This window comes from Mycobacteriales bacterium, from assembly GCA_035690485.1.
GTDB lineage: Bacteria > Actinomycetota > Actinomycetes > JAFAQI01 > DASSKL01 > DASSKL01.
In genome coordinates, this window is sequence record DASSKL010000017.1 from 1 (window position 1) to 18,956 (window position 18,956).

At 72.9% G+C, this 18,956-nt stretch carries 16 protein-coding genes and 1 pseudogene; 11 read left to right on the top strand and 6 right to left on the bottom strand.

Features of this window, described 5'->3' with window-relative positions; genetic code table 11:
* Positions 1 to 282 (bottom strand): Rv2175c family DNA-binding protein (locus tag VFJ21_03295; GenBank protein ID HET7406145.1); only part of this gene is annotated, 282 nt, incomplete at its 3' end.
* 436 nt (positions 283 to 718) lie between these two features.
* Between VFJ21_03295 and VFJ21_03300 the strand changes: the two genes are divergently transcribed.
* Positions 719 to 1,657 carry a type IV toxin-antitoxin system AbiEi family antitoxin domain-containing protein gene (locus tag VFJ21_03300; GenBank protein HET7406146.1) on the top strand — a complete coding sequence of 313 codons (939 nt, stop codon included), beginning with the start codon at positions 719 to 721 and terminating at the stop codon, positions 1,655 to 1,657.
* 317 nt (positions 1,658 to 1,974) lie between these two features.
* Here VFJ21_03300 and VFJ21_03305 read toward each other — a convergent pair whose 3' ends face one another.
* Complete coding sequence (locus tag VFJ21_03305; GenBank protein ID HET7406147.1) at positions 1,975 to 3,162, bottom strand: FAD-dependent oxidoreductase; 1,188 nt, start codon at positions 3,160 to 3,162, stop codon at positions 1,975 to 1,977.
* 60 nt (positions 3,163 to 3,222) lie between these two features.
* Between VFJ21_03305 and thiO the strand changes: the two genes are divergently transcribed.
* From thiO to VFJ21_03325, 4 genes are all read left to right on the top strand, one after another.
* The gene (thiO, locus tag VFJ21_03310; protein HET7406148.1) at positions 3,223 to 4,332 is read left to right on the top strand and encodes a glycine oxidase ThiO; all 1,110 of its coding nucleotides are present in this window, start codon (positions 3,223 to 3,225) and stop codon (positions 4,330 to 4,332) included.
* A gap of 36 nt (positions 4,333 to 4,368) precedes the next feature.
* On the top strand, positions 4,369 to 4,569 hold the full coding sequence (gene thiS, locus VFJ21_03315) for a sulfur carrier protein ThiS (protein ID HET7406149.1): 201 nt from the start codon (positions 4,369 to 4,371) through the stop codon (positions 4,567 to 4,569).
* 4 nt (positions 4,570 to 4,573) lie between these two features.
* The gene (locus VFJ21_03320; GenBank protein ID HET7406150.1) at positions 4,574 to 5,347 is read left to right on the top strand and encodes a thiazole synthase; all 774 of its coding nucleotides are present in this window, start codon (positions 4,574 to 4,576) and stop codon (positions 5,345 to 5,347) included.
* An 81-nt stretch (positions 5,348 to 5,428) separates the two neighbouring features.
* On the top strand, positions 5,429 to 6,295 hold the full coding sequence (locus tag VFJ21_03325) for a Rieske (2Fe-2S) protein (GenBank protein HET7406151.1): 867 nt from the start codon (positions 5,429 to 5,431) through the stop codon (positions 6,293 to 6,295).
* 37 nt (positions 6,296 to 6,332) lie between these two features.
* Here VFJ21_03325 and VFJ21_03330 read toward each other — a convergent pair whose 3' ends face one another.
* The gene (locus VFJ21_03330; GenBank protein ID HET7406152.1) at positions 6,333 to 7,331 is read right to left on the bottom strand and encodes an NAD(P)-dependent oxidoreductase; all 999 of its coding nucleotides are present in this window, start codon (positions 7,329 to 7,331) and stop codon (positions 6,333 to 6,335) included.
* Between the two features lie 141 nt (positions 7,332 to 7,472).
* Here VFJ21_03330 and VFJ21_03335 point away from each other — a divergent pair, with 141 nt between their 5' ends.
* The 5 genes from VFJ21_03335 (at position 7,473) to aroF (ending at position 14,015) form a co-directional block, all read left to right on the top strand.
* A complete protein-coding gene (locus tag VFJ21_03335) occupies positions 7,473 to 8,390 on the top strand; it encodes a LysM peptidoglycan-binding domain-containing protein (protein ID HET7406153.1) in 918 nt (305 codons plus the stop codon).
* A gap of 118 nt (positions 8,391 to 8,508) precedes the next feature.
* Positions 8,509 to 10,389, top strand: coding sequence for a Stk1 family PASTA domain-containing Ser/Thr kinase (pknB, locus tag VFJ21_03340; protein HET7406154.1), 1,881 nt, complete (start codon positions 8,509 to 8,511; stop codon positions 10,387 to 10,389).
* A 649-nt stretch (positions 10,390 to 11,038) separates the two neighbouring features.
* Positions 11,039 to 11,902 carry a deoxyribonuclease IV gene (locus VFJ21_03345; protein ID HET7406155.1) on the top strand — a complete coding sequence of 288 codons (864 nt, stop codon included), beginning with the start codon at positions 11,039 to 11,041 and terminating at the stop codon, positions 11,900 to 11,902.
* An 83-nt stretch (positions 11,903 to 11,985) separates the two neighbouring features.
* Positions 11,986 to 12,966 carry a DMT family transporter gene (locus tag VFJ21_03350; protein HET7406156.1) on the top strand — a complete coding sequence of 327 codons (981 nt, stop codon included), beginning with the start codon at positions 11,986 to 11,988 and terminating at the stop codon, positions 12,964 to 12,966.
* A gap of 11 nt (positions 12,967 to 12,977) precedes the next feature.
* Entirely contained in the window at positions 12,978 to 14,015 is a 1,038-nt protein-coding gene (gene aroF / locus VFJ21_03355) for a 3-deoxy-7-phosphoheptulonate synthase (GenBank protein HET7406157.1), read from the top strand.
* Positions 14,016 to 14,377: 362 nt separating this feature from the next.
* On the opposite strand, the gene VFJ21_03360 is transcribed toward aroF, so the two are convergent.
* Positions 14,378 to 15,454: a GntG family PLP-dependent aldolase gene (locus tag VFJ21_03360; GenBank protein ID HET7406158.1), complete on the bottom strand. Its 1,077-nt coding sequence runs from the start codon at positions 15,452 to 15,454 to the stop codon at positions 14,378 to 14,380.
* Positions 15,455 to 15,504: 50 nt separating this feature from the next.
* Here VFJ21_03360 and VFJ21_03365 point away from each other — a divergent pair, with 50 nt between their 5' ends.
* Positions 15,505 to 16,407 (top strand): sigma factor-like helix-turn-helix DNA-binding protein, encoded by a 903-nt coding sequence (locus VFJ21_03365; GenBank protein ID HET7406159.1) that lies wholly within the window; start codon positions 15,505 to 15,507, stop codon positions 16,405 to 16,407.
* A 10-nt stretch (positions 16,408 to 16,417) separates the two neighbouring features.
* Here VFJ21_03365 and VFJ21_03370 read toward each other — a convergent pair.
* Positions 16,418 to 17,746 (bottom strand): annotated as a pseudogene (locus VFJ21_03370) (3-deoxy-7-phosphoheptulonate synthase class II).
* Between the two features lie 265 nt (positions 17,747 to 18,011).
* A complete protein-coding gene (locus VFJ21_03375) occupies positions 18,012 to 18,914 on the bottom strand; it encodes a type IV toxin-antitoxin system AbiEi family antitoxin domain-containing protein (protein HET7406160.1) in 903 nt (300 codons plus the stop codon).
* Between the last annotated feature and the right edge of the window lie 42 nt (positions 18,915 to 18,956).

Below are 18,956 nucleotides of genomic sequence, written 5' to 3' on the forward strand. Positions count from 1 at the left end.
GTCGTCCGGGGTGAACAACCAGCGGATGGCCCCCTCGTCGCTGAACCGGTTGTCACGCAGCACGGTCAGCGTGCCGGCCAGCCCCTTCACGAGGACGCCGCCGCACACGAAGGCCGCAGGCACCTGGAGGACGGCCCGCTCTCCCCGGCGTACGGCGACCAACTTCCCGTCGCGCAGCAGCTGCCGCACCTTGGTAATCGGCTCGCCCAACCGCTCGGCCACGTCCGGCAGGGGCAGCCACTCGTCAACGAGGCCGTCCAGGTCGGTCACGCACTCGGTCACCCGACAAGCCTGCCAAACGATCCGCCCCCACCGCCCCGGGCCACCTGTCCATGGTCCTCGCACCCGGCACTCGGGCGCCCAGCGCCCGACACCGACACCGACACCGGCACCCGGCACCCGGCACCCGGCACCGACGCCAACGCCAACGCCGACGCCGACGCCGACCCCGACGCCGACGCCGACGCCGAAGTTGATCACTTGAGTGGAGTTATGGGCATTCTGCGTACGCCGACCAAGCGTGAGCAGACGAAGTTGATCAACCACTTCTCCACTCTTGTGATCCACTTCCGGCTCTCGCTGAACCCGCCACACGCCTGAGAGCCTCGACCACTTCTCCACTCTTGTGATCCACTTCCGGCCTTCGCGGAAGCCACGCCCCCTAACAGGCTGTGGACGGCGCAAGCAGCGAACCGCCGACCTGGGCGACCCTTCCCCGATGCACACGGCCCCCGGGGAGATCGAGGTCCTGCTGCAACGGCAGCACGGCATCGTCACCGCGGCCCAGTGCCGCCGGCACGGAATCAGCCACCAGCAAGTACGAACCCTGCTCAGACGCGGCGAGTGGCTCAGGCTCTACCGCGGCATCTACATCGCCGCGCCGGCTTGGCCGCACGACCCCTCCGACCCGCTGCGTGACCTCCGACAGCTGTCGATGCGTTGCCGCGCACTGCTCGTCGTACTCCCGGCCGGCACGGTCATCAGCCATCAGACCGCAGCAGCCCTGTGGCGCCTCGCAGTGCCATCGCCCAACCCGACGATCCACGTCACGGTCCCGCCGGGGGCGGTGGTTCCGTCCGTCGCGGGCGTCGAAGTGCACCGCAGCAGGGCGGCGGTATCGGTGGAGCGTCCGTTCGGCGTCGATGCGACGAGCCTGTCCCGCACGGTGGTGGACATCGCGCGGCGGGCGGGCTTCGCCGAAGCCGTTGCCCTCGCCGACTCGGCTCTCGCCACACATCCGGGTCTCGACCTGGGCAGCGAGCTGCTGCGCTGCTACGGCGGCCGGGGTTACCGCCAGGCGGCCGCGGTGGTCGCCTTCGCCGACGAACGTTCGGAGTCTCCACTAGAGAGCCTGGCGCGGGCGCTGTGGCACGCGGCCGATCTGGCCGCGCCGGAGATTCAAGCAGTGATCACGGTCGATGGCCGGTTCGTAGCCCGGGTGGACTTCCTGTGGCGAGCGGCCCGGCTCGTCGTGGAGGTCGACGGAATGTCGAAGTACGCCGAACCCGGTGAGCTCGCCCGTGAGAAGCAGCGCCAGAACGCCCTCATCCGCGCGGGTTACACGGTCCTGCGGTTCACCTGGGCGGACATCGTGCACCGGCCGCAGGAGACGGTGGCGATCGTTCGCGAATGCCTCGCCGCCAGTCGAGCAGGCTGACCGAGAGACACCCCGGGCCGCGAGCTGCGGCTCTGTCCGGCTCCGGAAAGCCGATCGTTTGACGGAGCAGTTGCACGTGAGTGGAGTGATCACTTCGATGGAGAAGTTGATCACTTGAGTGGAGTTGTGGGCATCCGGCGTACGCCGACCAAGCGTGGCCGGAGCAAGTTGATCAACCACTTCTCCACTCTTGTGATCAACTTCGGCCGGCTGCCGTCCTGCAGGGCGTAGCGCACGCGGCGGCGGCCGCCCGGCGGGCAACTCGCGAGCAGAGCCGGCAGCTCTCCAGCGGGGCGAGCCGCCCGGCGGGCCGAGCCCTAGCGGGTGGCGTCGCGGATGGGGACATCGACGTCGGCCAGGCGAGCCTCGTCGACGGGCGTCTCGTGCTCGATCAGCTTGCGCGCCTGGATGGTGTCGCGCGGCCGGTTGACGGTCAGCATCGCGACGAGCCGCTCGCCGCGCAGCCAGCCCACACCCCAGATCTCGTCGTCCGGCGAGCCGCGCCAGACCATGCGGTCGCCCGCCGGCGGGTGGCCCACCATCTGGACGCGCCGGCCGAGCTGGGTCGACCAGAAGTAAGGCACCGGGTCGTGCACCTCGGAGCCCCCCATCACGTTGGCGGCCACGACGTCGGGACCGCGCAGGGCGTCGTCCCAGTGCTCGACGCAGAGGCGTACGCCGTAGCGCCGCGACCACCACGCGGCCGCGTCGCCCACCGCGTAGACCCGCTCGTCGGACACGGATCGAAGGTGCTCGTCGACGACGACGCCGGGCCCGACCTCGATGCCCGAGCCCTCGAGCCAGGCGACCTCGGGGCGTACGCCGACCGCCACGAGCACCACGTCACCCGGGAGCGACCGTCCGTCGGCGAGCTCGACACCGCCGGCGTCGACCGCCGAGACGGCGGTGCCGCAGAGGAGGTCGACGCCGGCGTCGGCGTACCACTGCCCCATCGCGGTGCCGATCGCCGCGGGGAAGACCGCGGCCAGCGGCGTGCCCAGTGCCTCGACGACGGTGACCGCGCAGCCGGCGGCGCGGGCGGCGGTGGCTACTTCGGCGCCGATCCACCCGGCGCCGACGATGAGCAGCCGGGTCCCGGGCTTGAGCCGCGAGCGCAACTCCCGCGCGTCCTCGACGGTGCGCAGCACGAGTGCGCTGGAGTCGCCGGGCAGCCGCACCGGACCAGCCCCCGTCGCGACCACCAGCCGGTCGTATGGCACCGGTCCGTCGGTGGTCTCCACCGCCCCGTTTCCGACCCCGAGCGCCCGGGAGCCGAACCGCCGCTCCACGTCGAGGGCCGCCCAGTCGACCGTCAGGGTCGAGTGCTCCATCTCGCCGGTCAGCAGCTCCTTGGACAGCGGCGGCCGGTCGTAGGGCTCGTGCAGCTCGGCGCCGATCAGCGTCAGCGATCCGGCGTACCCGGCCAGGCGCAACGCTTCGACCGTGCGCGCGCCGGCGAGGCCCGCGCCGACCACGACCACGCTGCGCACGTCCGCTGTCGCCACGCGGACAGACCTTAGAACGCGACTACGCTGGCGGTGACACGCGGATGAGGAGGCGACACCGTGGCGGACGTCACCGTGGTCGGTGGCGGCCTCATCGGACTCGCCGGAGCCTGGCGGCTCGCCCAGCGCGGGGCCAGCGTCGTGGTCTGCGACCCCGCCCCACTGTCGGGCGCCTCCTACGCCGCCGCGGGCATGCTCGCCCCGGTCACCGAGGTGCACTACGGCGAGGAGCTGCTGCTCGCCCTCAACCTCGCCTCGGCGGCCCGCTACCCGGGCTTCGTCGCCGAGCTCGAGGACGCGGCCGGCCAGACCGTCGGCCACCGCACGGAGGGCACGCTCGCCGTCGCGTTCGACGCGGGCGACCGGGCGGTGCTCGAGGAGCTGCACGCGTTCCAGACCAAGCTGCACCTCGACGCCGAGCTGCTCGACCGCCGCGAGTGCCGCCGCCTCGAGCCGATGCTCGCGCCGTCGGTCCATGGCGGGCTGCACGTCGCCGGCGACCACCAGGTCGACAACCGCCGCCTCGGCAAAGCGCTGCTGGCAGCGGCGACCCGAGCCGGCGTCGACGTACGCCGCGAAGCCGTCACCGCCCTCACCCGCGACGGCGACAAGGTCACCGGCGTCACGCTCGCGACCGGCGAGCAGGCAGCAACCGGCACCGTGGTGCTCGCCGCCGGCCCGTGGTGCAACGACCTGGCCGGCCTGCCGGGCGACGTCCCGGTGCGCCCGGTCAAGGGCCAGATCCTGCGACTGCGCACCAAGGTGCCGTTCCTGACCCGCACGGTGCGCGCAGTCGTGCAGGGCTCGACGGTCTACGTCGTCCCGCGCGAGGACGGCGAGATCGTCGTCGGGGCGACGATGGAGGAGATGGGTTTCGACACCGAGGTCCGCGCCGGCGCCGTCTACGACCTGCTGCGCGACGCCCACGCCGTGCTCCCCGGCATCGCCGAGCTCGAGCTGGTCGAGTGCCGCGCCGGCCTGCGGCCCGGATCTCCCGACAACGCGCCGATCGTCGGGCCCGCCGCACCCGGGCTGCTGCTCGCGACCGGGCACTTCCGCAACGGTGTGCTGCTCACGCCGATCACGGCCGAGGCGATCGCGGCCTACGTCGTCGACGGGACCATGCCCGATGAGCTGCTGCCGTTCGGACCGGACAGGTTCGCGCGATGAACGTCACGGCCGCACGAGGAAGGTCACGGTCCCGCGATGAAGGTGACGGTCAACGGCGAGGAACGCCTGGCGCCCGACGGCTGGAGCGTCGCGAAGCTGGTCGCCGACATCGGCGCGCCGCAGCAGGGCACCGCCGTCGCGGTCAACGGCGACGTGGTCGTCCGCCGCGAGTGGCCGCACCGGCTGCTGCACGACGGCGACCGGGTCGAGGTGCTGACCGCGGTGCAAGGAGGCTGAAGACATGAAGGACCCGCTCGTCATCGCCGGCACGCCGCTGCACTCACGTCTGATCATGGGTACCGGCGGCGCCGCCAGCATGGAGGGGCTCGAGACCGCGCTGCGCGCCTCGGGCACGGAGCTCACCACGGTGGCCATGCGCCGGGTCGACCCGCGAGCGCGGGGATCGGTGCTCGACGTCGTACGCCGCCTCGGCATCCGCCTGCTCCCCAACACCGCCGGCTGCTTCACCGCCGGCGAGGCGCTGCTGACCGCGCGGCTGGCCCGCGACGCGCTCGAGACCGACTGGGTCAAGCTCGAGGTGATCGCCGACGAGCGCACGCTGCTGCCCGACACGGTCGAGCTGCTCGACGCCGCCGAGCAACTCGTGGCCGAGGGCTTCGTGGTGCTCCCCTACACCAACGACGACCCGGTGCTCGCCCACCGGCTGGAGCAGGTCGGCTGCGCGGCGGTGATGCCGCTGGGGTCGCCGATCGGCAGCGGCCTCGGCATCCGCAACCCGCACAACATCGCGATGATCGTCGAGCAGGCGGGGGTGCCCGTGGTGCTCGACGCCGGGATCGGTACGGCGTCTGACGCGGCCCTCGCGATGGAGCTGGGCTGCGACGCGGTCCTGGTCGCCTCGGCGGTGACCCGGGCACAGGACCCGGGCGCGATGGCGACGGCGATCGCGCGGGGCGTGGAGGCCGGGCGGCTGGCGCGGCAGGCCGGGCGGATCCCACAGCGCTGGCACGCCCAGGCGTCGAGCCCCGTCGAGGGTCGCGCCAAGCTCGGCTGAACGACCCCTCTTCCGCCGCGACGGTTTCCCAGGAAGGCTCGCGGTATAGGCACCGGGAGGACCACAGCCGGGAGGAGCCCCATGAAACCCATGCCGCCGTTCGAGTCCGCGTCCCGGCTCGAGGAGCTGTCCGCGCTCGACCCGGTCATCGACCAGGTGCGTTCCCTGGCCCGCGAGGCGCTGTCGTCGCAGGAGCTGCGCGACCTGCTGCACGGGGTGTGGAAAGGTACGCCGCTGCACCCGGCCCTCACCGACGTGACGATCGGCGCGTTCCTCTCGGCCGCGCTGCTCGACGTGCTGCCGGGCAACCGGACGGCCGCGACGATGCTCGTGCTCACCGGCATCGCCTCCGCCGTGCCGACCGCGGCCAGTGGGCTCGCCGACTGGCTCGACCTCGAGCCGGACCAGGCGCGGGTCGGCTTCGTGCACGCGACGCTCAACACGGCGGCGCTCGTGCTCTACGCGGCCTCGCTCGGCAACCGGGTGCGCGGCCGCCACTTCACCGGCCGGCTGCTGGGCTTCGCGGGTCTCGCGGTGGCCTCGGCGAGCGCGCAGCTGGGCGGGCACCTGTCGTTCCGGCAGTCGGCCGGGGTCAGCCGTGCCGACACCGATGCGCGCGACTTCCCGGGGGGCTGGCAGGACGTGGCCGCCCTGGATGACGTCCCGGACGGGCTCAGCAAGCAGGAAGCCGCCGGCACGGCGCTGTGCGTCTACCGCCGCGGCACCGACGTGCGCGTGCTCATCGACCGGTGCGCCCACCTGTCCGGCCCGCTGTCGGAGGGCGAGGTGATCCACGCCGACGGCAGCGACTGCGTGGTCTGCCCGTGGCACGGGAGCACGTTCCGGCTCGACGACGGTGCCCCGGTGCACGGGCCCGCGACCGCGCCCGCACCCGCGCTACGCAACCGGGTCTCCGCCGGCCGCCTCGAGGTCCTGCTCAAGGACTGAGGGCCGGCCGGCCGGCAGACGGATCGGCGGCGGTGGATCAGCGGCGGTGGATCAGCGGTGCGACGCCGTTGCGGACGGCCTGCACCGGCTCCCCCGCGATCGCCCGGCGCAGGTTGTCGACGGTGACCTTCATGACGTTGCCGACCGCTTGCTCGGTCGACCCGGCGGCATGGGGTGACAGCAGGATCCCGTCGACCCCGTGCAGCGGCGAATCGGCGGGCAACGGTTCGGTGGCGAAGACGTCGAACGCCGCACCCCGCAGCCGGCCCTCCCGCACCGCGGTGGCCACCGCGGACTCGTCCACGATGTGGCCCCGGGCGGCGTTGACGAGGTAGGCCCCGGGCAGCATCCGGGCGATCCGCTCGGCGTCGAGCAGCCCGCGCGTGCCGGCGGCCAGTGCCACGACGACGACGAGCACCTCACTGGTGGAGACGAGGTCGTCGAGGTCGCGGTAGCGAACGCCGTACGCCTCCTCCGCCGAGCGCTGCCGGCGCGACCAGTACGACACCTCGCAGCCCAACGCCGAGTAGAGCCGGGCGCACGCGACGCCGATGTCGCCGAACCCGACGATGCCGACCCGCTTCCCGGCCAGCTCGCTGCTGCCGCGGCGGAAGATCTCCTGCTGCGGGGGCCAGCGGTCGGCCGCGACCTCGACGTGGGCCCAGACCAGGTCGCGCAGCATCGCGAGGGTGGCACCGAGGCACCACTCGGCCACGCTGACCGCGTTGGCGCCGGCGGCGTTGGCGACCGCGATGCCGCGGGCGGCGAGCGCGTCGAGGTCGATGATCTCGACGCCGACGCTGGGCTGCTGCACCAGCACGAGGTGGGGCGCCGTCGCGACCTCCGCCGCACCGATCCGCAGCCGCGCGCTCCAGTCGCCGAAGACGAGGTCGGCGCGGGTGAGGGCTTCGCGTACGCCGGCCTGGTCGCGCGTCGCGGGCAGCACGATCTCGGCGCCGAGGTCGCCGAGGACCGTCTCCCACGCGGTGGCCGGCAGCGGGGCGAGCGCGGCGATCACCCACGGCCGGTCGGTCACGGTTCGCATGCTGCCAGACCTTCCGGGACTTCAGGTCACATCCGTCACACTTGTCACATCAGTCACAGAAGAGTTAGGCTCCTGAGCCTCGTCTTCCCCCGAGTGGAGGCCTCGCGCGGGGCCTTCGTAGGAGGCCACGACATGGGGCTGCCCCGCCGCATGCGCGTGCTCATCGCACCGCTCGCCGTCGTCGTCGCGCTCGCCGCCACGGTGACCGCGGCGGCGCCCGGGTTCCTGCACATCAGAGTCAACCGCGGCGACACGCTGTCCGCGATCGCCCTCCGCCACCACACGACGGTGAAGGAGCTCGTCGCGCTCAACCACCTGCCGGGCAACGGAAACCTGATCTTCGCTGGGCAGACCCTGGCAGTGCCGGCCCCACCCCAGCCGGTCGGCCCGAAGACCGTGGTCACCGAGGTCCGGCACAAGGTCGTCGTGGGCGACACGCTGATCGGGCTCGCCCAGCGCTACCACGTGAGCCCGTCGTCGATCGCCGCGCGCAACCACCTACCCCGCTCGCTGGTCGTGATGCTCGGCACCACGCTGGTGATCCCGGTGCCGCACCAGGTGAGCGCCACGCCGCCGCAGCGGCACTACCCCACCGCCGTGACCGCGGCCGCCGCCCAGCACCGTGCGGAGATGTCGGGTCGCGCAGTGCCCTCGCACGCCCAGATGCGCAACATCATCGCGGCGACCGCGCGAAAGCTCGGCGTCGACCCCGCGCTCGCACTCGCCGTCTCCTGGCAGGAGGCCGGCTTCAACCAGCGGATGGTCTCGGCCGCCGACGCGATCGGCGCGATGCAGGTCGTGCCGAGCACCGGCAGCTTCGTCTCCCGCTACATCGTCGGCCGCCACCTCGACCTGCTCGACGCGCACGACAACGCGATCGCCGGTGTCGCGCTCCTGCGCAACCTGCTGCGCGCGGCGCCCGTCGACCAGGCCGTCGCCGGCTACTACCAAGGCCTCGGATCGGTCCGCTCCCGCGGCATGTACGCCGACACCAAGGCCTACGTGGCCAACGTCCTCGCGCTGCGCGACCGGTTCAAGGGCTACCGCTGACGTCCACGGGCGACCGCTGACGGCGCCCGGGCGCACCGGCGTACGCCTCGCGTCCGGCGCCCCGGCCACCGGCCGCGTTGCGCCATTTGCCCGGGAGGCCTACGTAGACTCGGCCGCGATGGACACGACCGTGACCGACCAGCTCGTCGGCCGCGTGCTCGACGGGCGCTACCACGTCGACGCGCGGCTCGCCCGCGGCGGCATGGCCAGTGTCTACCTCGCGACCGACACCCGGCTCGAGCGCCGGGTCGCGGTCAAGGTGATGCACCCGGCGCTGGCCGACGACGAGGCGTTCGTCGCGCGATTCATCCGCGAGGCGCGGGCGGCCGCGGCCCTGTCACACCCCAACGTGGTCGCGGTGTTCGACCAGGGCGCCGACGGCGACACGGTGTTCCTGGTGATGGAGTACGTCGCCGGCCACACCCTCCGCGACGTCCTGCGCACCCACGGCCGGCTCTCCCCCGCCCAGGCGCTGGCCGTGCTCGAGCCGGTCGTCGCGGCCCTCGCCGCCGCCCACCGCGCCGGGCTGGTCCACCGTGACGTCAAGCCCGAGAACGTCCTCATCGCCAACCACGGTCACGAGGGAGCCCAGGTCAAGGTCGCCGACTTCGGCCTGGCCCGGGCGATCGCCGAGGCGCACCTGACGTCGACCTCGACGGTGCTGATCGGCACCGCCTCCTATCTCGCGCCCGAGCAGGTCTCCCGCGGGGTGGCCGACGCCCGTGCCGACGTCTACGCGGCCGGCGTCATGCTCTACGAGCTGTTGACCGGCACGCCGCCGTTCCGCGGCGACACCCCGCTCGCGATCGCCTACCAGCACGTGCACGACTCGGTGCCCGCGCCGTCGTCGGTCGTGCCGGATCTACCTGCGGGGCTGGACGATTTCGTACGCCGCGCCGCCGCGCAGGACCCCGACGACCGGCCGGCCGACGCGGGGGCACTGCTCACCGAGCTGCGCCGGCTGCGCGGTTCGCTCGGGCTCACCGCGCCGGTGCCGATCCCCTCCGCCGACGACGACCCGATGGCCACCAGGGTGATCAACGGGCAGACGGCTCCGCTGTCGCAACCGCTGGCCGTCCCGATCCCGCCGTCACATCCTGCGCGGGCCACGCCGACGGGCCCGCGGCGGCGCTGGCCGTGGGTGGCCGCGCTGCTCGCCCTGGTGACGGCCGCGGCCGCAGTCGGCGGCTGGTACCTCGCCTCCGGGCGCTACACCGACACGCCCAAGCTGCTCGGCATGTCCGTCGCGCAGGCGAAAGCCGCGGCGACGCACGACGGGCTGAAGGTCAAGGTCGGCAACGCGATCTACAGCGACACCTACCGTGAGGGGCTGGTGGCCCAGCAGTCGCCGAAGCCCACGGAGCGGATGCGCGACGGCGGCACGGTCACGCTGCACCCCTCGCTCGGGCCCACGCACCGGGCGGTGCCCGACGTACGCGGCAAGCCCGTCGCCCAGGCGGTCGCTTCGGTCAAGGCCGCGCACCTCAACCCGGTGGTCGTCGACGCGGTCTACGACCCCAACGTCGCCGCCGGACTGGTCCTGCGCACCAAGCCCGACCCGGGCCAGCAGGTGCTGCACGACACCGTCGTACAGATCGTGCCGAGCAAGGGCCCGCCGCCGGTCGCCGTACCCGATGTCGTCGGCATGTCGGCCAAGGACGCCCAGAAGGCGATCAACGACGTCGGGCTGAAGTGGACCGTCAACGACGCGTTCAGCGACACGGTGCCCAAGGGCAAGGTCATCGCCCAGGACCCGGCCAACGGCACGTTGACGCTCGGGTCGACCGTGACCTTGACGGTCTCGAAGGGCCCGCAGCTGTTCGAGGTGCCCGACGTCACGCACAAGAACGTCAACGAGGCCAAGTCGATCCTGCAGCAGGCCGGGTTCAAGGCCAACGTCATCTCGCTGCCCGGTGGCCCGGGCGAGGTGCTGCGCCAGTCGCCGGGCGGGCATTCCATGCAGCGCAAGGGAACCACGGTCACGCTCTACGTCTTCTGATCCAGCCGTTTCCTGATTCCGCCCGAGCGCTGATCTCGCCCGAGCTCTGGTCTCGCCCGTGTACGGATCCGGCCCGTCCTCTGGTCTCGCCCGAGCTCTGGTCTCACCCGAGCTCTGGTCTCACCCGTGCCCTGGTCTCACCCGTGCCCTGATCTCACCCGAGCGCGGATCCGGCCCGTCCTCTGGTCTCGCCCGTCCTCTGGTCTCACCCGTGCGCGTATCCGGCCCGCCCTCTGATCCCGTCGACGCCGCGCGCCTCAGGATCGCTCCGCCCCGCCGCGTTATGTCTACTGCCGCGGTGTAGGGCCTATTGGAGATCGTTAGACCCCCATACCGCGGCAGTAGACAGAAATTCGCGCACCGGACCGGGCGGCCCACGCCGTGGACACGTCACCGGACCGGGCGGCCCAGGACGTGGACACGTCACCGGACCGGGCGGCCCAGGACGTGGACACGTCACCGGACCGGGCGGCCCACGCCGTGAATACGTCACCGGACCCGGGCGGCCCAGGACGTGAGCAGTTCACCGGGCCGGACGACCCACGCCGTGGACACGTCACCGGGCCGGGCGGCGTACACCATTGGCTGCGCCCACCCGTTTCCGACCGGTGCGGCCCGATCCGGTGGACATCCGACAGAATCGCTGTCCGTGCCGCCTCGCAAGCCCTCGCCCATCGGGGCGCACGTGTTCGTGGGCGCGGGGCTGGTGTCGAGCGGGCTGCCCTACGCGCGCGACGTCGGCGCCCAAGCGGTGCAGGTCTTCCTGTCGAACCCGCGCGGCTGGGCGGCCTCGCCCGGCGATCCTGCGCAGGACGAGGCGTTCCGGGCCGGCTGCGCGGAGGCGCGGATGCCGGTGTTCGTGCACGCGCCCTACCTCGTCAACCTCGGCTCCCCCACGGCCACGACCGCGGAACGCTCGGTCGAGGCGGTCCGGCATGCGCTGGCCCGCGGCCGGCGGATCGGCGCGCGGGGCGTCGTCGTACACACCGGCTCCGCCGTCGACGCGGCCCACCGCGAGGCCGCGATGCAGCAGGTGCGGTCGCTGCTCCTGCCGGTGCTCGACTCGCTGTCCGACGACGACCCGATGGTGCTGCTCGAGCACACGGCGGGCGGCGGCCAACCGCTCGCGTCGGCCGTGGGCGACCTCGGGCCCTACCTCGAGACGCTGGAACGCCACCCGCGGCTGGGAATCTGCCTCGACACCTGCCATGCGTACGCCGCAGGGCACGATCTCGCCAAGCCCGGCGGCATGCGCGCGCTGCTGACCGCGCTCGTCGCGGTGGCCGGACGCGGGCGGCTGAAGCTCGTGCACGCCAACGACACCAAGGACGCCCTGGGCTCCTGCCGCGACCGCCACACGAACATCGGCGCCGGCAGGATCGGCTCCGAACCGTTCGCGGAGCTGTTCCGCCACCCCGCCACCCGCGGCGTGCCGGTCATCGTCGAGACGCCCGGCAAGGGGCCCGAGCAGGCGGCCGACATCGCGTTGCTCAAGTCGCTGCGCGACCGGTGACTCGCAGGGCTCGTGACAAGCGTTGGCCCATCACTCGTCGGGGGCCGGTCGCCGCGCGGGGGCCGGTCGCCGCGCGGGGGCCGGTGGCCGCGCGGGGGCTGGTGTCTGCTGCCCGCCGGCTGGCCGCCGATGACCGGGAGCTAGCGGCCGGGGCCGCGCCGTCCGACCGGGCCCGGTCCTCGTTGCGTGGTTCCACCACAGCCGCGGTGCTGGCGCTGCTGGCGACGACCGCCGTGTGGGGCTCGACCTTCGTGGTCGTGAAGGACGCGGTCGCGCGGATGCCGGTGATGCCGTTCCTCGCTTGGCGCTTCGGGATCGCGACCGTCGCGATGCTCGTGCTGCGCCCGCGCGCGGTGGCCCGGCTGGGGCCGGCCGGTCGTCGCGACGGAGCCTTGCTCGGCCTGGCCCTGGGCGCGGGTTACGTGCTCCAGACCTACGGGCTGCAGTCGACGCCGGCGACGGTGAGCGGGTTCGTGACCGGGATGTTCGTGGTGTTCACGCCGCTGCTGGCCGGCCTGCTGCTGCACCGCCGGGTGGGGGCGTCGGCCTGGTTCGCGGTGGTCGTCGCGACCGTTGGGCTGGCGCTGCTGTCGCTGCACGGCATCGCGCTCGGCGGCGGGGTCACCCTGACTCTCTTGTGCGCCGTGGCCTTTGCCTTCCACATCGTGGGGCTCGGCGAGTGGTCCGCGTCGTACGACCCGTACGGCCTGGCGGTGGTCCAGCTCGCCACGGTGGCGGTCGGCTGCTCGATCGTGTCGGCGTTCACGGGATTGTCAGTGCCGCCGGACGCGGGCGTCTGGGGTGCCCTGGCACTCACGGCGCTGGCGGCGACGGCGGTCGCGTTCGTGGTGCAGACCTGGGCCCAGTCGCTGCTGTCGGCCACCCGCGCGGCGGTGATCATGATCATGGAGCCGGTGTTCGCGGCGGTCTTCGGCGCGGTGTTCGCGGGCGACTCGCTGTCGGGGCGGTCCCTGGCCGGCGGCGCCCTGGTCCTGGTCGCGATGCTCCTCGTCGAGGCCGGGCCGCTGTCGATGACCAGCCGAGCCCGTGATCAGGTCCGGTAGGCTGCCGACACGTGGTCATCGTCATGCAGCCGAGCGCGACGCCGGAGGACATCCAGGGCGTCGTGACCCTGGTGGAGGGGGCCGGCGGCAACGCGTTCGTGAGCCGCGGGGTGCACCGGACGATCATCGGGCTGGTCGGCGACATCGCGCAGTTCCAGTCGCTCAACCTGCAGGCGCTGCCCGGCGTCGGCGACGTGGTCCGCATCTCGCAGCCCTACAAGCTGGTCAGCCGCGAGAACCACGACCAGATGTCGACCATCCTCGTCGGCGGCTCGGGTACGACGCACCCGGTGCCCATCGGCCCGGGCCACTTCACGCTCATCGCCGGGCCGTGCGCCGTCGAGACACCCGAGCAGACGCTGGCCGCCGCGCAGATGGCCAAGGACGCCGGGGCGGCGCTGCTGCGCGGTGGGGCGTTCAAGCCCCGCACGTCGCCGTACGCCTTCCAAGGCCTCGGCGAGAAGGGCCTGCAGATCCTCGCCGACGTACGCGAGGAGACCGGCCTGCCGATCGTCACCGAGGTCGTCGACGCGCACGACGTCGACCTGGTGGCCTCCTACGCCGACATGCTGCAGATCGGCACCCGCAACGCGCAGAACTTCTCGCTGCTGCAGGCCGTCGGCGCCGTGCAGAAACCGGTGATGCTCAAGCGCGGGTTGCAGGCCACGATCGAGGAGTGGCTGATGGCGGCGGAGTACGTCGCCCAGCGGGGCAACCTCGACATCGTGCTCTGCGAGCGGGGCATCCGGACGTTCGAGACGGCGACCCGCAACACCCTCGACATCAGCGCCGTCCCGGTGGCCCACGACCTGTCGCACCTGCCGGTCGTGGTCGACCCGTCACACGCGGGCGGGCGCCGCGACCTGGTGGTGCCGCTGACCCGGGCGGCGATCGCCGCCGGCGCCGACGCGGTCATCGTCGACGTACACCCCGATCCGAGTACGGCCTTGTGCGACGGGCCGCAGGCGTTGATCGGCGACGACCTCAAGCTGCTGGCCGAGGCGGTGCGGGAGCTGCCGCCGCTGCTCGGCCGCCGCCTGACCTCCTGAGCTGCCCCCGTCGCTCGGCCGCACGCCTGACCTCCTGAGCTGCCCCCGTCGCTCGGCCGCACGTTCACGTCATAAGCCCCGGCCGCCCATCCCCCAGGTCACCGGTCCCCCAGGTCACCGGTCCCCCCGGCCACCGCGCCCTAGCTCCGTTTCCCGCCCGCCCTCGTGCGCGTTATGTCAACTGCCGCGGTGTAGGGCCTATTGGAGATCGACAAAGCCCCACACGGCGGCAGTAGTTGGCAAAGAGCTGGGCTGGGCTGGGCTGGGCTGGGCTGGGCTGGGCTGGGCTGGGCTGGGCTGGGCTGGGCTGGGCTGGGCTGGACTGGTCGCGCACGAAGAGTCAGGGGTCGTGGCGACTGTGGTCAGGCGGTCTCCAGCAAGCGGCTGACCACATCGGCCGCGCGGTCGCAGCCGGCGTCGTCCACGTCGAGGTGGGTGACCAGCCGCACCCGCCGCGCGCCGACCACGGAGATCCGCACTCCCTCGGCGGCGGCCTTCCGCGCCAGCGTCACCGCGTCGAGCGACGACGACGAGAGGTCGAGCGGCACGATGTTGGTCTCCACCACGGCCGGGTCGACGACGGGGGCCACAGCAGCGATCCGCACCGCCAGCTGGTGCGCCCGCGCGTGGTCCTCGGCGAGCCGATCTCGATGGTGCCGCAGCGCATAGAGCCCCGCTGCCGCGATGACCCCGGCCTGCCGCATCCCGCCACCGAGCCGCCGGCGGACCACCCGGGCCTCCGCCAGCAGCGCCTCGTCGGCCGCCACGACCAGCGAACCGACCGGCGCGCCCAACCCCTTCGACAGGCAGACAGACATCGTGTCGAACAGCCCGCCGTAGACGTCGAGGCCGACTCCGGTGGCGGCGTGGGCGTTCCAGATCCGCGCGCCGTCGCAGTGCAGCCGCGCGCCGTTCGCCTCGGTGACCTCGCGCAGCGATTGCAGCCGCTCCAGCGGGTAGACGGCCCCGCCGCCCCGGTTGTGCGTCTGCTCCACCGCGACCGCGTTGGTCACCACGGTCCCGAAGCCGGCCGGCCGGATCTGCGCGCGCACGGCCTCGACGTCGAGCAGCCCGCGCGGCGAGACGATCGTGCGGGTCTGGATGCCGGCGTGCTGCGCTGCTCCCCCACCCTCGTAGGTCACCAGGTGCGCGTCGGCGTCGAGCAGCAGTTCGCCGGCCGGCGGCACCAGCAGCCGCACGCAGATCTGGTTGCCCATGGTCCCGGACGGCACGTAGAGCGCGCCGGTCAGGCCGAACAGCCCCGCAACCTCGTCCTCCAGCGCGCGGACGGTCGGGTCCTCGCCGTACACGTCGTCACCGACCTCGGCCTCCGCCATCGCCCGGCGCATGCCCGCGGTCGGCCGCGTGAGCGTGTCGCTGCGCAGGTCGACCACGCCGTCGACCGGACGCTCGACCGTGACTTCGCCGTACGCCGACACCCCTCGCCACCTCCCGCAACGCATCCGTACCGCGACCTAAAGTAATTCCCGTGGTCGCCCAGCTCGTCGACGCGCCAGTTGCTCTGGTCTCGGTCGACGACTACGTGGCGGCGGTGCGGGTGCACTCCGACCGGCTGCACGACCTGGTACGCCGATCCGGGTGCAGCGCCGAGGTCGCCCCCGAGGTCGTCGAGTCGACCGCCCTGGAGCTGCTCGGCGCGCTGGTCGGCGCGCCCGAGACCGTGGAGGACCTGGTCGGCTGGTGGTTCGCGCACGCCCTGGACGCCGCCCGCCGCGTCGCCGCCGGCGACCCCGACGCCGCGCCGCGCAACGGGCTGCACGGCTACAGCCTGCTGGCGGGCACCGAGGGCGAGACGAGGGTGCGGGAGGCGCTCGCCGGGCTGCCGGAGCGGGAGCGTACGGCGATCATGCTGCGCGACGCCTACGACCTACCGCTCGCGTCCGTGGCCGTCGCCCTGCGCCGGCCGCCCGACGTGACCGCGGCGCTGCTCGCGGCCGCGCGGCTGCACCTGTTCGGCACCTACCACGGCCGGCGGGCACCCTCGCTCGACGGGCACCCGGCGCGGCCGTCCATGGACTCGGCGTCGCTCGGGCTGCTCTGCGACGGGACGACGACCGGTCAGCAGGCGACCGCGATGCGCCGGCACGTGCACACCTGCGCCCAGTGCGAGGACGTCAGCGAGTCGATGTCGCAGGCGCGCCGGCTCGCGGCCGGGCTGCCGGTCATCGCGATGCCCGAGGACGAGCGCGACGAGATGCTCGAACGGGTCACCGACCGGGCGCAGTCGCTGCTGCCGTCGCTGGAAGAGGTGCTGCTGGCCGCCGACGCCGAGGCCGACGAGCCGCCGCTGGTGCCGATCGGCATCATCCTGCTGGCGCTGTTCCTGGCCGGGGCCCTGGGTGTCGCCGTCGGAGTAGCCGGCCACGCCTGAGCCACCCGGACTACGAGCGGCCCTCGCGGAGCATCTCGGCCACCAAGAACGCCATCTCCAGCGACTGGCTCGTGTTCAGCCTCGGGTCGCACGCGGTCTCGTATCGGCCAGCCAGGTCGGCGTGCTTGATGTCCTCCGCGCCGCCCAGGCACTCGGTGACGTCCTCGCCGGTGAGCTCGACGTGCAGCCCGCCCGGGTGCGTGCCCAGCGCGTGGTGCACCGCGAAGAAGCCCTGGACCTCGTCGAGCACGTCGTCGAAGTGCCTTGTCTTGTAGCCGCTGGGCGACTCGACCGTGTTGCCATGCATCGGGTCGCATACCCATACGACCGGGCAGCCCGTCGCGGTGACCTTCTCGACGATCGGCGGCAGCAGGTCGCGCACGCGGTCGGCCCCCATCCGGGTGATCGCGCACAGCCGCCCGGGCTCACGATGCGGGTCCAGCCGCTCGACGAGAGCGGCCGCGTCCTCCGGCCTGACCGACGGACCGAGCTTGACCCCGATCGGGTTGGCGATCCGTGTCGCGAACTCCACGTGCGCCCCGTCGAGCGCCCGGGTCCGCTCACCGATCCACACCATGTGCGCCGACAGGTCGTAGGCCGTACCCCGGTCCTCGTGCCAGCGCGTCAGGGCACTTTCGTACTCCAGCAGCAGCGCCTCGTGGCTCGCGAACAGCTCGACCCCACGAGCGGTGTCGAGCGCGTCGAGGTCGATCCCGCACGCCTGCATGAACGCCAGCGCCCGGTCGATCTCCCGCGCCACCACCTCGTAGCGCTGACCGGCCGGCGAGCGGCGTACGAAGTCCTGGTTCCAGGCGTGCACCCGGCGCAGGTCCGCGAACCCGCCGTGCGCGTAGGCCCGCACGAGGTTCAGCGTCGACAGCGCGTGGTGGTAGGCGCGCAGCATCCGCCCCGGGTCGGGCGTGCGGGCGTCGGCGGTGGGCGCGATGTCGTTGACGGCGTCACCGCGGTACGACGGCAGCCCGGTCAGCTTCTCGACGTCGGCCGACCGCGGCTTGGCGAACTGCCCGGCGAAGCGCCCGACCTTCACCACCGGGACGCTCGCCGCGTAGGTCAGCACGATCGCCATCTGCAGCAGGGTCTTGACCTTGTCGCGGACGTGCTCGGCGCTCGCAGCGGCGAACGTCTCCGCACAGTCGCCGCCCTGCAGCAGAAAAGCCTTGCCCTGGGCGACGTCGGCGAGTGATGCGCGCAACCGGTCGCACTCGTCGGCCACGACGAGTCCGGGCAGCGCGGACAGCTCGGCGTGGACGCGCGCGACCGCGGCGGCGTCCGGCCACGCCGGCTGCTGCGCGGCCGGCAGCGCCCGCCAGCTGTCGAGGGTGGTCACGCCCTCCAGGGTACGGATGCCGCTCGGTTGCCTGGCGCATTTCCCCACCTGGCGGCCCACGTCCACCCAGCCGATGGTCCGCCCAATCCGACCGATGGTCCGCCCGGCCGCTCGATGGTCCGCCCAGCCGCCCCATTGCTCCCCCACCGACTTTCCGTCTACTGCCGCGGTGTGGGGCCTAAACGATCTCTGAGAGGCCCTACACCGCGGCAGTAGTGGCGGAAGGCGCGTCATAAGGCGCGTCGGGAACCCGCGATCACGCCGTCCTGCGCAGCCGATCCGCCCGCGCTATCGCCCGCCTGATCCGGTCCGCTGTCGCCTCGGGCCGGCGTACCGCGTCGTCCCAGCCCCACCGCACGACGATGAAGCCCAGTTCCTCCAGCCGTTCCTGCCGTCGTTTCTCGGCGAGCAGGGCGTCCGGCGCTCTGCCGTCGTACTTCCTCGCGCCGTCCGCCTCGCCCACCACGCCGTCCCACAGGAAGTCGACCCGAAAGCCGCGGATCCACTGCTGCAGCCGAGGCGGCGGCAGCCTCTGCTCATGGATGAACAGCCGCGAGACCGACTCCAGGGCAGACTCCGCCCGACCGTCGGCCAGATCCACGACCTCCCGGGCGGCCGCGATGCCGGGCCACTTCGTGCAGTCGCGCACCACCGCCTGGAGTTGGGGCTGCGTCACGAGGCGGTGATGCAGCGCGGAGTCCGCGGCCACGAGCCCGTCGCGTAGATCGCCCCGGCACAGGTCGACGACGGCTCGCGCGACGGTGACGACCGGCAAGCCGCGGATCGACGTGACGTGGTGCTCCGGCAAGGCGGCGGGGCGTACGACGAGGTCGTAGCCGTCGTGGTGGTCGCTGCCTCGCAACAGCTCCACGGGGCCGGGCTCACCGATCAGAGCCACGCCGTGAAGGGCGGCCGCGGTGCGCTTCGCGATGACCGCGCCGGGCATGACCAGGCAGGCCGCCGCAGCGCGCAGATGCAACGGAATCGGGCCGTCGCCGGAAAGCGCGGCGTGCGCGTAGACGCCTCGGCGAACCGTCAGCCAGCGGCCGACCTCCAGGCGGTGACGGATCTGGTCGACCGTGTAGCCGCACCGCAAGGCGTCGGCGCGCGAGAAGACGCCGGCCTGCCGGGCAGCCAGAGCATGCAGATCACGCGACACCTCGCCTACGGTGCCGCTCGCGAGCGGCTTCGGCGTACGCCG